This is a genomic window from Pseudomonas sp., from assembly GCF_030698175.1.
In the GTDB taxonomy this organism is placed as follows: domain Bacteria; phylum Pseudomonadota; class Gammaproteobacteria; order Pseudomonadales; family Pseudomonadaceae; genus Aquipseudomonas.
Map to the genome: position 1 here is coordinate 98,380 of NZ_JAUYNT010000003.1, position 11,957 is coordinate 110,336.

The 11,957-nt window shown below is 59.4% G+C and carries 12 protein-coding genes; 6 read left to right on the plus strand and 6 right to left on the minus strand.

Going from position 1 to position 11,957, the window contains the following annotated elements; all coding sequences use genetic code 11:
• Position 1 precedes the first annotated feature (1 nt).
• The 4 genes from tusC (at position 2) to Q8R10_RS01560 (ending at position 2,065) form a co-directional block, all read left to right on the plus strand.
• The gene (gene tusC, locus Q8R10_RS01545; RefSeq protein WP_305650385.1) at positions 2–373 is read left to right on the plus strand and encodes a sulfurtransferase complex subunit TusC; all 372 of its coding nucleotides are present in this window, start codon (positions 2–4) and stop codon (positions 371–373) included.
• Positions 370–672 carry a sulfurtransferase complex subunit TusB gene (gene tusB / locus Q8R10_RS01550; RefSeq protein ID WP_305650387.1) on the plus strand — a complete coding sequence of 101 codons (303 nt, stop codon included), beginning with the start codon at positions 370–372 and terminating at the stop codon, positions 670–672. Before tusC ends, tusB begins: the two co-directional genes overlap by 4 nt.
• Complete coding sequence (locus Q8R10_RS01555) at positions 669–1,004, plus strand: TusE/DsrC/DsvC family sulfur relay protein (RefSeq protein ID WP_305650389.1); 336 nt, start codon at positions 669–671, stop codon at positions 1,002–1,004. The genes tusB and Q8R10_RS01555 overlap by 4 nt, the downstream gene beginning before the upstream one ends.
• Positions 1,005–1,072: 68 nt before the next feature.
• Positions 1,073–2,065 carry a glycosyl transferase family protein gene (locus tag Q8R10_RS01560; protein WP_305650391.1) on the plus strand — a complete coding sequence of 331 codons (993 nt, stop codon included), beginning with the start codon at positions 1,073–1,075 and terminating at the stop codon, positions 2,063–2,065.
• Between the two features lie 53 nt (positions 2,066–2,118).
• On the opposite strand, the gene cysG is transcribed toward Q8R10_RS01560, so the two are convergent.
• From cysG to ftsK, 6 genes are all read right to left on the minus strand, one after another.
• Positions 2,119–3,513: a siroheme synthase CysG gene (cysG, locus tag Q8R10_RS01565; RefSeq protein WP_305650393.1), complete on the minus strand. Its 1,395-nt coding sequence runs from the start codon at positions 3,511–3,513 to the stop codon at positions 2,119–2,121.
• 345 nt (positions 3,514–3,858) lie between these two features.
• Positions 3,859–5,139 (minus strand): serine--tRNA ligase, encoded by a 1,281-nt coding sequence (serS, locus tag Q8R10_RS01570; protein ID WP_305650395.1) that lies wholly within the window; start codon positions 5,137–5,139, stop codon positions 3,859–3,861.
• Positions 5,140–5,236: 97 nt separating this feature from the next.
• Positions 5,237–5,611: a fluoride efflux transporter CrcB gene (gene crcB / locus Q8R10_RS01575; RefSeq protein ID WP_305650396.1), complete on the minus strand. Its 375-nt coding sequence runs from the start codon at positions 5,609–5,611 to the stop codon at positions 5,237–5,239.
• On the minus strand, positions 5,608–6,933 hold the full coding sequence (locus tag Q8R10_RS01580; RefSeq protein ID WP_305650397.1) for a replication-associated recombination protein A: 1,326 nt from the start codon (positions 6,931–6,933) through the stop codon (positions 5,608–5,610). The genes crcB and Q8R10_RS01580 overlap by 4 nt, the downstream gene beginning before the upstream one ends.
• Before the next feature lie 16 nt (positions 6,934–6,949).
• Positions 6,950–7,576, minus strand: a complete 627-nt coding sequence (gene lolA, locus Q8R10_RS01585) for an outer membrane lipoprotein chaperone LolA (protein ID WP_305650399.1) — start codon at positions 7,574–7,576, stop codon at positions 6,950–6,952.
• A gap of 31 nt (positions 7,577–7,607) precedes the next feature.
• Complete coding sequence (gene ftsK / locus Q8R10_RS01590; RefSeq protein ID WP_305650401.1) at positions 7,608–10,010, minus strand: DNA translocase FtsK; 2,403 nt, start codon at positions 10,008–10,010, stop codon at positions 7,608–7,610.
• A gap of 231 nt (positions 10,011–10,241) precedes the next feature.
• On the opposite strand from ftsK, the gene trxB reads away from it, so the two are divergent.
• Positions 10,242–11,189 carry a thioredoxin-disulfide reductase gene (gene trxB / locus Q8R10_RS01595; protein ID WP_305650403.1) on the plus strand — a complete coding sequence of 316 codons (948 nt, stop codon included), beginning with the start codon at positions 10,242–10,244 and terminating at the stop codon, positions 11,187–11,189.
• Between the two features lie 55 nt (positions 11,190–11,244).
• Entirely contained in the window at positions 11,245–11,925 is a 681-nt protein-coding gene (gene aat, locus Q8R10_RS01600; RefSeq protein WP_305650405.1) for a leucyl/phenylalanyl-tRNA--protein transferase, read from the plus strand.
• The last annotated feature ends 32 nt before the right edge of the window (positions 11,926–11,957 follow it).

Consider the following 11,957-nt stretch of genomic DNA (forward strand, 5'->3'; position numbering starts at 1 on the left):
TATGGACAATAAGAGGGCTAAATCGCTGCTGTTAATCAGCCGGCAAGCGCCCTGGAGCGGGCCTGGTGCGCGCGAAGCACTGGATATCGCCTTGGCCGGCGGCGCTTTTGACTTGCCGTTGGCCATGCTGTTTCTAGACGACGGCGTGTTGCAGTTGACCCAAGCCCAGCAACCCGCCCAGCTGCAGCAAAAAGACCTGACCGCCAACCTGCAAGCCTTGCCGATGTTTGGCGTCGAGGCGCTGTACGCCTGCAATCGCAGCCTGTTTGAGCGCGGCGTGGATAGCGGCGCCTTGAATCTGCCGGTTGAACTGCTCGATGAGCATGGTCTGTCGGCACTGCTGCAGCGTTACGACCTGGTCATAACTCTATGAACACATTGCATCTACTGTCTCACTCGCCGTTTACCGACAGCCGCTTGAGCAGTTGCCTGCGCCTGCTGAGCATCCATGACGGCATTTTGCTCAGCGGCGACGCTGTCTATGCCTTGCAAGCCGGCACCGCGCAGCGCCAAGCGCTGGAGTTAATGCCCGATGGCATCGCCTTGTTTGCCCTTGATGAGGACTTACTGGCACGGGCCATCCGCGATATACCCGCACGGGTGCGGCGCCTGGATTACCCGGCCTTTGTCGAGCTGTGCCTGCGTTACGCCAAGGTCAATAGCTGGCTATGAAGCAGTCGCCCAGCTTAAGCACTGAGTTAGCGCTCGATAAAGACGGCTTTCTGCTGCACCTGGAAGACTGGTCGCCGGTGGTTGCCGAACAACTCGCTCAACACGAAGAAATCGTCCTGAGCAGCGAGCACTGGGAAATCCTGCAGTTGCTGCGCGAGTTCTACCGTGAGTTTCAGCTATCCCCCGCCACCCGGCCGTTAATCAAGTACGCAACCCTTAAGCTGGGCAGCGACAAAGGCAATAGCCTGCAGCTTAATCGCCTGTTCAAAGGCACCCCCGCCAAACTCGCCGCCAAACTCGCCGGCCTGCCAAAACCAACTAACTGTTTATGAACCGGCTGATTCGCGCTAAACAGTTAGGTGCGCATCAACCTTCTGCAACATTCGAGTAACAAGCGCCCATGAACACTGAACCTAAGAATCTGACAACCCCGGCCGAACACCCCTTCGCCCACTTCGTGCGCATCCTCGGTAAAGGCAAGCGCGGCGCCCGCGACCTGACCCGCGAGGAAGCCCGCGAGGCGATGGCCATGCTGCTCGACGACAAAGTCGAAGACACCCAACTCGGCGCGTTTTTGATGCTGTTGCGGCACAAGGAAGAAAGCGCCGAGGAAATGGCCGGTTTTGCCGAAGCGGTGCGCGCTCGGTTAAACGCCCCGCAAATCCGCCTCGACCTCGACTGGCCGAGCTATGCCGGCAAGAAACGTCATCTACCCTGGTACCTGCTGGCGGTCAAAGCCCTGGCAGCCAGTGGCGTGCGCATTTTGCTGCATGGCGGTGGTGCCCATACAGCCGGGCGGATGTACAGCGAGCAGCTGATTAAGCTGCTGGAAATCCCCCTGTGCCACGACTGGGCCGGCGTGGCGCAGACCCTGGATGAGCAGCAGCTGGCCTTTATCTCGCTGGAAGACTGGATGCCACAGCTGCAGCGAATGATCGACCTGCGCAACATTCTCGGCCTGCGCTCACCGATCCACTCTCTGACCCGGGTTATCAACCCACTCAAGGCCCAGTGTGGACTGCAGAGTATTTTTCATCCGGGCTACCAGGTCACCCACCGCGAGGCCAGCCAGTTACTGGCGGACACCTCGATAGTGATCAAGGGCGAAGGCGGTGAGATTGAAATGAACCCCGATGCCATCAGCCACCTGTATGGCACCACCGGTGGAGTGGATTGGGATGAGCAATGGCCACCCCTATCGCCGCAACGGCATGTCAAACCCGAGATGCTCGAGCCGCAACATTTGCTCGCCGTCTGGCAGGGCCGCAGCGAAGACGCTTATGGCCGGCTGGCAGTGATCGCGACCATCGCCTTAGGCCTGCGTGGTCTGGGTGAGCCCCGCGAGGCGGCCTTTGCCCGCGCCGAACAGATCTGGGCGCAACGCCTGGGTTAAATCAGCGCCTTGCCAGCGCCCCTAGAGCGGGCCGCTGGCAAGCTGCGGCGGTCTTAGTCGGCGCTTTGCGCGCCTTCGAACCAGGCCAGTTTTTCGCGCAACTGCACCACCTCTCCGACAATCACCAAGGTTGGCGCCTGTATGGCCTGGGCGACCAATAACCCAGGCAAACTGCCCAGGGTGCCGGTAAACACCCGCTGGTGACGGGTGGTGCCTTGCTGAATCAGCGCCACCGGCGTCTCGGGGCCACGGCCATGGGCGATCAGCTGTTCACAGATCACCGGCAAGCCGGTCAAACCCATATAAAACACCAAGGTCTGCCCCGGCGCGATCAAGTCCGCCCAGGGCAAATTGCAGCTGCCATCTTGCAGGTGACCGGTGACAAAGCGCACCGACTGCGCGTAATCACGATGGGTCAGCGGAATGCCGGCGTAGGCGGCGCAACCACTGGCGGCAGTAATGCCAGGGACCACCTGGAACGGAATACCCTGGGCGGCCAGCTCTTCGATCTCTTCACCGCCGCGACCGAAGATAAACGGATCGCCACCCTTGAGGCGCAGCACCCGCTTTCCTTGTTTGGCCAAGGTCACCAACTGCTGATTGATCTGCTCTTGCGGCAAGGCATGTTCGGCGCGGCGTTTGCCGACGTAAACCCGCTCGGCATCGCGGCGGCACAGCTCGACTATTTCCGGCGCCACCAGACGGTCATAGAGCACCACATCCGCCTGCTGCATCAAACGCAACGCACGAAACGTCAGCAGATCTGGATCACCGGGGCCGGCACCGACCAAATACACCTCCCCTAAGGATTTTGGCGCGGCGCCGGAGACTTTTTCTGCCAGCAAGCGCTCGCCTTCACCGAGTTTGCCGGCAAACACGCTTTCGGCGATCGGCCCTTGAAAGACCTCTTCCCAAAACACCCGACGCTGCTGCACATCGGCAAACTTGGCCTTAACCTGGGCACGAAAACGCTTGGACAGTCCGGCCAACTGCCCGTAAGTAGCCGGAATCCAGGTCTCGATCTTGGCCCGAATCAGCCGCGCCAACACCGGTGCATCTCCGCCACTGGTGACGGCGACTATCAGCGGTGAGCGGTCGACTATAGCCGGGAAAATCACGCTGCAGAGCTTAGGCGCATCCACCACATTGACCGGAATGCCGCGCGCCTGGGCGTGCACCGAGACCTGGGCATTCAGCGCCTCGTCATCGGTGGCGGCAATCACCAGCCCAACTCCATCGAGGTCAGCCGCCTGGTAGCCACGCAGTTCCACTCGTCCCAGGCTGGTCGTGGCCAGCTCAAGCAACTGCGCATCCACCTGCGGCGCAACCACCCGCAAGACAGCGCCGGCATCAGCCAGCAAGCGGCCTTTGCGCAGCGCCACTTCGCCACCGCCAACCAACAACACCGGGCGACCCTTGAGGTTATGAAACAGCGGCAGGAAATCCATGGGTATTCTCTTGATCGGCTAAAACAAAACGGGCGGCTCTGGCCACCCCGTAATTTATGGCTGTGTACCAGTTATGTATTGAAACGTGTGGGCCGGTTAGGTTATGCCTAGGACGCGGTAATTCGTAGGGTGGGTTAGGCGCATGACCACGGGCTATCGACTGATGCTTATTCAGTTGCGCCGTAACCCACCAGATGGGACCGGCCGATCACCGCTTGGTGGGTTACGTGGCGCACATATTTCGCAGTTGATGCTCTGACTCTGCTCTGCGCCACTAACCCACCCTACAAAAGCTGCGTGCAACACGTAACTGGGACAGAGCCTAATTCATTACTGCAACGGTGGTTAGCCGATGATTTCAATGCCACCCATATAAGGTTTAAGCACCTCGGGCACGCGAATCGAGCCATCCGCTTGCTGGTAGTTTTCCAGCACCGCCACCAGGGTGCGGCCAACCGCTAAACCTGAGCCGTTGAGGGTATGCACCAGCTCAGGCTTGCCGGTTTCCGGGTTGCGATAGCGGGCCTGCATGCGCCGGGCCTGGAAGTCGCCACAGTTGGAGCACGAAGAAATCTCGCGGTATTTATCCTGGCTCGGCACCCAGACTTCAATATCGAAGGTCTGGTTGGCGCTAAAGCCCATGTCGCCGGTACACAGCGCCAACAGGCGGTACGGAAGCTCCAGCAGCTGCAGGACTTTTTCGGCGTTGGCGGTCAGGCCCTGCAGCGCGGCGTGGGAGGTTTCCGGGGTGACTATCTGCACCATCTCGACCTTGTCGAACTGATGCTGACGGATCATGCCACGAGTGTCGCGCCCGGAGGCACCGGCCTCACTGCGAAAGCACGGGGTATGGGCGACAAATTTGAGCGGCAGTTGCTTGGCATCCAGAATCGCCCCGGCAACCATATTGGTCAGCGATACTTCGGCGGTTGGGATCAGGTACAGATCGGCCTCATCTTCGCGGGCGATCTTGAACAGGTCTTCTTCAAATTTAGGCAACTGACCGGTGCCCTGCAGCGCGCCGGCTTGCACCAGATAAGGGGTGTAAACCTCTTCGTAACCATGCTCACTGGTGTGCAGGTTGAGCATGAACTGCGCCAAGGCCCGGTGCAGGCGCGCGATCGGCCCACGCATCAGCGAGAAGCGCGCGCCAGATAATTTGGCGGCGGTTTCGAAGTCGAGCCAGCCGTATTGCTCACCCAGGGCGACGTGATCTTTTATCTCGAAATCAAACTGGCGTGGCGTGCCCCAGCGGCGCACTTCAACGTTGGCCTCTTCATCGGCGCCCAGCGGTACCGACTCATGGGGCAGGTTGGGGATATTCAGCAAAATGTTGTCCAGCTCGACTTGGATGACGTCCAACTCGCCCTTACCCTGCTCCAACTCGCTGCCCATGCGGTCGACTTCGGCGAGCATCGGCGCGATGTCTTCACCGCGCTGCTTAGCCTGGCCGATGGCCTTGGAGCGGGCATTGCGCTCGGCCTGCAGCTGCTCGGTGCGGGTCTGAATGCTTTTACGCTGCGCCTCAAGGGCTTCCAGGCGCACCACATCTAGGGTAAAGCCACGGCTAGCCAGACGCTCGGCGGTTTCCTGGAGTTGCGTGCGAATGAGTTTGGAGTCGAGCATGGAATGGGTCTCAAACAAGGCAAAAATAGGGGGCGCGACTTAATGCGCAGCCATGCAGTTTACGGATTCTCGGCCGGCAATCCGAGTGTTTTATCGCTTACAGGCGCGCCAACGACATTCCCAGCCAGGCCGCGCACAGGCCGCCGAGCACACTACCGAGCAGGTAACTGAGCGCCACGCCGAACTGGCCAGCCTCAAGTAAACGCAGCACTTCCAGACTGAAGCTGGAGAAAGTGGTCAAACCACCCAGCACGCCCGCCAACAAACCGGTACGCAGCACCAAGGGTAAATCGCTGCGCAAGAGAAAGTAGGCGGACAAAAACCCAATCAAAAAACAGCCGACCAGATTCACCGCCAAGGTGGCGAAATAGTAGTAACGGGGCCAATGGGCGACGACCACTGCGCTGGTCAAAAAACGCAATACCGAACCCAGGGCACCGCCGACGGCAACAGCCAAGACGACCTTGATCATGGCTTGCTCCTTTGCCTGGGGCTGAGTCGATCCAGCGTCGCCAGATGCTTGAGCTTCTCGCCGATTTTCAGCTCCAGCCCACGGGGCACCGGCTGGTAAAAACTCTGCTCGGGCAACTGCTCGGGCAAATAGCTTTCGCCGGCCGCATAGGCCTCGGGCTCGTCATGGGCGTAGCGATACTCATCGCCATAGCCCAGCTCCTTCATCAATTTGGTCGGCGCATTGCGCAGGTGCAGCGGCACTTCCAGCGAACCATGGGCGGCGGCGGCGCCCATGGCGGCCTTAAAGCCCAGGTACACCGCATTGCTTTTCGGCGCGCAGGCCAGATAGGTGATGGCCTGGGCCACGGCTAATTCGCCCTCCGGGCTGCCGAGGCGCTCTTGCACCTCCCAAGCCGCCAGGCACAGGCTTAACGCCCGCGGGTCGGCGTTGCCGATGTCCTCGCTGGCCATCCGCACCACGCGGCGAGCGATATACAGCGGGTCGCAGCCGCCATCGAGCATGCGCGCAAACCAATAGAGCGCGCCGTCGGCGTTGGAACCACGCACCGACTTGTGCAGCGCCGAGATTTGATCGTAAAAGGCCTCGCCGCCTTTATCGAAACGCCGACGACCATCACCGAGCAGATTGAGCAGCAAATCCTCAGTAATAGCGGCGCCGTCTTCGGCCAGGTCGGCGGCGTTTTCCAGCAGATTAAGCAAGCGTCGGCCGTCGCCATCGGCGGCGGCCAGCAGCATCTTGAAGCTGGCTTCGGGCAAGCTCAGTTGCTGTTTGCCCAAGCCTTTTTCTTCATTCAGGGCGCGGCTGACCAGCTTGCGCATGGCCGCCTCATCCAGGCTTTGCAGCACATAGACGCGGGCCCGCGAGAGCAAGGCGTTGTTTAATTCAAAAGACGGATTTTCGGTGGTGGCACCGATAAAGATCAGCGTGCCATCTTCGACATAGGGCAGAAAAGCATCTTGCTGCGACTTGTTGAAGCGGTGCACTTCATCGACAAACAAAATCGTCCGCCGACCGTATTGCGCCGCCTGCTGCTTGGCCACCTCGACCGCCAGACGGATTTCCTTGACCCCGGAAAGCACCGCCGACAGCGTCTCAAAATGCGCCTCTGAAACCTGCGCCAGCAAGCGCGCCAAGGTGGTCTTGCCCACTCCCGGCGGCCCCCAGAAAATCATCGAGTGCAGCGCGCCCTGCTCCAACGCCTCGCGCAGCGGCTTACCCGGCGCCAGTAAATGCTGCTGGCCGACGTACTCATCCAGGCTGGTTGCACGCAGTCGTGCAGCCAGCGGTTGAGCAATCGGGGTGGAGCGAAATAGATCCATGGTGCTTAGCAGCTCCTTACTGCTCGATCACGTCGGCACCGGCCGGCACTTGAAAGCTGAACTGGCTGGCGTCCAGGGGCTCGTTCATCTTCACCCCGAGAAACAAAATATTGGTGCGCTGGCCAACGCTATCGACCAACTGCATGTCGTTGATCACGCCATTGCGAAAGGACAGACGCAGGTTATCGAACAGGCTGTCTTTCGCCTTGGGCTTCAAGATGAAGTCGACCACGCTGCCGCCTTCCTTGTGGGTCACGGTAAAGTTTTCGCTGATCTTCGACACGTCGCCCGACAGCAGCAGTGCAGGGGTGTGGGTTAGGCGCTGATCCAGCACCTGAATGGTCACCTGATTCAGATCCGGGTCATACAGCCAAACTTTCTGACCGTTGGAGACCAGCATCTGCTCGGCAGGCGCGTCGGTGTGCCAGCGAAACAAGCCCGGGCGCTTGAGCGATAACTCACCGGCGGTTTCTTGCAGCTGGGTACCGGAGCCATCCAGGGTTAACTGCGAGAAGCGCGCCGTCAACGTCTGCGCCTGGCTCAGCAAGGCGGTTAAACGGGCCACAGCGACGGCATCGTCGGCCTGGGCAGGAACAACGGCAAAGGCCATAACGGCCAGTAACAGCATGCGTAAAGCGCCCATGAACATCCTCTTTGGGTTAGTTAGCCTGAATTCAGTCGCGGATCGGACTCGGAGCTATGACCTCACGGGAGCCATTTGTGCTCATGGACGTTACCACCCCGGCCATTTCCATGGCTTCCACCATGCGTGCGGCGCGGTTGTAGCCGATCTTCAGCTTGCGCTGCACGGCCGAAATGGACGCCCGGCGGCTTTCGGTAACGAAGCGCACGGCCTCGTCGTACAACGGATCTTCTTCGCTGCCCTCGCCGCCTTCGCTGCTGCTGCTGTCAAAGCCGCTACCGGGCTCTTCGACGCCAGCCAGAATTTCTTCGATGTAATCCGGCGCGCCACGCAACTTCCAGGCCTCGACCACGCGATGCACTTCTTCATCGGAGACAAAGGCGCCATGCACCCGAATCGGCAAACCGGTGCCCGGCGGCAGATAGAGCATGTCGCCGTGACCGAGTAACTGTTCGGCGCCGCCCTGATCGAGGATGGTCCGCGAGTCGATCTTGCTTGAAACCTGAAAAGCCATACGGGTGGGAATGTTGGCCTTGATCAAGCCGGTGATCACATCCACCGAGGGGCGCTGGGTGGCGAGGATCAAGTGAATCCCGGCGGCACGGGCTTTTTGTGCAATACGGGCAATCAGCTCTTCAACTTTTTTACCGACCACCATCATCATGTCGGCAAATTCGTCGACTATCACCACGATGGTCGGCAAGGTCTTCAGCAGCGGCGCTTCGTCTTGCATATTCTCGCGCCGATACAACGGGTCGCTCAACGGTGTACCGGCCTCTTCGGCGTCTTTGACCTTGCGGTTGAAGCCGGCCAGGTTACGCACGCCCATGGCGGCCATCAGCTTGTAACGCCGCTCCATCTCGGCCACACACCAGCGCAGGGCGTTGGCGGCCTCTTTCATGTCGGTCACCACCGGACACAACAGGTGCGGAATGCCTTCGTAAATCGACAGTTCAAGCATCTTCGGGTCGATCATGATCAGGCGCGCATGTTCGGGCGTCGACTTAAACAAAATCGACAGAATCATCGCGTTAACGCCGACCGATTTACCGGAACCGGTGGTACCAGCCACCAGCAAGTGCGGCATCTTGGCCAGGTCGGTAATCACCGGCCGGCCACCAATGTCGTGGCCCAGGGCCAGGGTCACCGGTGATTTGGCATCGTCAAACTCGGGGGACGACAACACCTCGGAGAAGCGCACGATCTGCCGGTCTTCGTTCGGAATCTCAATACCAACCGTGGTTTTACCCGGAATCACTTCAACCACCCGCACACTGATCAATGCCAGCGAACGCGCCAAATCTTTGGCCAGACCGGAAATGCGGCTGACTTTGATCCCGGCCGCCGGTTGAATCTCAAAGCGGGTAATCACCGGCCCCGGATGTACCGACTCGACAATCACCTCGACGCCAAACTCCTTGAGTTTGATTTCCAGCAGCCGCGACATGGCTTCAAGCGACTCGGGAGAGAATTTCTTCTGTTTTTTCTCGGCCACATCGAGGATGGAAATCGGCGGCAGGCTGCCTTCGATGGCCGTATCGGTAAATAGCGACGCTTGCTTTTCCTTGAGCACGCGCTTGCTTGGCTCCGGCGCCTTAGCCGCGGCCAGCGGCGTAATCACCGGCGCTGGCCGCGACTCGCGGGCGCTCATATGCTGAGTCAGGGCCTCTTCGCGTTCCAGCAGCAAGGCTTTGACCTTGGCTTGCTCACGGGGATTTTTCAGCATCGGTGCCGTCACATTAGTGACCTGGGCATCCACATCGCGCAGTTGCTGTGCCAGTTGCTTGCGCTCAACCCGGGCATTCCACCAACGATTGAGCAGACTTTGCATAAGCTCAACTAGATCGAGGGTGATCTTGCCGGTGACATCCATGACCTTGAACCAAGACAGGTCGCTGAACACCGTCAAACCAAAGAGGAACAGCGCCAAGAACATCAACGTGCTGCCCTGCACGCCCAGCGCCCGCTCGGCTAACTGACCGAGACTTTCCCCCAGTGCGCCACCCGCCGAGCCCGGCAAGCTGTAACCGGCATTAAAATGAATATCAGCCAAGGCCGAGCCCGAGAGCACCAGAAACACCAGTCCAATCATCCGCCAGGAAAACAACCAGCCACTCCAGTCGAATGGCTGATGGCGCTGACGAAATACCTGCCAGGCCTTGGAGGCCAGCAACAACGGGAACAGGTAAGCAAAGTAACCCAGCGCCACAAACAACCAATCGGCGCACCAGGCGCCTACCAGGCCCGCGGCGTTATGGACTTGAGCCAGATTGCTATTGCTCGAACTGGGGTCACTTTTGTCATAAGTCAGCAGCGCCAGCCACAAAATCAGGCAGAGCGCGCCAAGCGCCAGCAAGGCGCCCTCTTTGAGTCGGTAATGCAACTGCTGACGCCAAGCGGATGATTGGGCGGTGGTCGAGGTGGAGTTCTTCAAAACGCGTATTTTCCTGCGCCTAAGGCGACCGCAACCAGTGGTTGGCGGCTAAAGGTGGTCATTGTACGGGTTTGGCGGGCTGGTGAATGCCAGCGTATATGCATAAGAGTGCATTTTGCCGGCCTCTCATGCTTGGGTGTAGCATAGCGGCCAGTACCATTACCCACCCTAGTAAGCGGCTCAATTGGAGCACGCATTCTGTTTCGTGACAAAGGCTTATGAGGAGTTTCTATGAGTGAAGTCAAGCATTCGCGTCTGCTTATTCTGGGTTCAGGCCCCGCCGGTTATAGCGCTGCGGTATATGCCGCCCGCGCCAACCTGAAGCCTTTACTGGTTACGGGCATGCAAGCCGGTGGTCAGCTCACCACCACCACCGAGGTGGACAACTGGCCGGGTGACGTTGAGGGCCTGACCGGACCGGCATTGATGGAGCGCATGCAAAAGCACGCTGAGCGCTTCGATACCGAGATTGTTTTTGACCACATCCACACCGCAGAGTTGCAGCAACGGCCGTTTGTGCTCAAGGGCGACAGCGCCACCTACACCTGCGATGCGCTGATTATCGCCACCGGCGCCTCGGCGCAGTACCTGGGCCTGCCTTCTGAAGAGGCATTTTCTGGCAAAGGCGTATCGGCTTGCGCTACCTGCGACGGTTTCTTCTATCGCAATCAGGTGGTTGCGGTTATCGGTGGCGGCAATACCGCTGTTGAAGAAGCACTGTATCTGTCCAACATCGCCAAAGAAGTACATTTGGTTCATCGCCGCGACAAGTTGCGCTCGGAGAAAATCCTCCAAGACAAACTGTTCGACAAGGCCGCCAACGGCAACATAACGCTGCACTGGAACCACAGCCTCGAAGAAGTCTTGGGTGATAACAGCGGTGTAACCGGCGTACGCCTGAAAGACACCCTTAACGGTGAGAGCAAAGAACTGGCCTTGACCGGCGTATTTATCGCCATCGGTCACAAGCCCAACACCGAGCTATTCAATGACCAGTTAGAGATGCACAACGGTTATTTGAAAGTGCGCGGTGGCAGCGAAGGCAATGCCACCGCCACCAGCATCACCGGCGTATTTGCCGCTGGCGATGTGGCCGACCATGTCTATCGTCAAGCCATCACCTCGGCAGGCGCCGGCTGCATGGCCGCGCTGGATGCCGAGAAATTTCTCGACATCTAAGCAGCACAGCGGGCGCCCTGCGCCCGCCACCCTCCTCCTCACCGGCAATTGACGTATGCTGACCTGGCTACAGCGCGACTCTTTAGCATTCCCCTCCCTGGACAAAGCCCTGCGCGAGCCCAATGGTTTACTCGCAGCCGGTGGCGACCTGAGCCCCGAACGCCTGGTGCAAGCCTATCGGCATGGCTGCTTCCCCTGGTTTCAAGATGGCCAGCCGATTCTCTGGTGGTCACCCGACCCGCGCACCGTGCTTTTACCCAGCCAGTTGCATGTCTCTCGCAGCCTGAGTAAATGCCTGCGACAACAGCGTTATAGCGTCACCTTTGATCGCGCGTTTGACCGAGTAATTCAAGCCTGCGCAGCACCGCGCGATTACACCGACGGCACCTGGATCACCACACCCATGCAGACGGCCTACCTCGAACTGCATCGACAAGGCATTGCCCACTCAGTTGAGGTGTGGCTGGGCGATGAGCTAGTCGGCGGCCTCTATGGCCTGGCCATGGGCCGACTGTTCTTTGGCGAGTCGATGTTTAGCCGTGCCGACAACGCCTCTAAAGTCGGCTTTGTCACCCTGGTTAGCCACCTCCAGCGTTGGGGCTTTGTGTTAATTGACTGCCAAATGCCCACCGAGCATTTGCATAGCTTCGGTGCGCACGCCATCTCCCGCCAAGCTTTTGCCGACTATCTGCAGAACAATCTGGATCAGCCCAGCAGCGCCGACTGGCGTAACTAGGCGAGCCCGCAAGGCTGGCATACACTTATTTG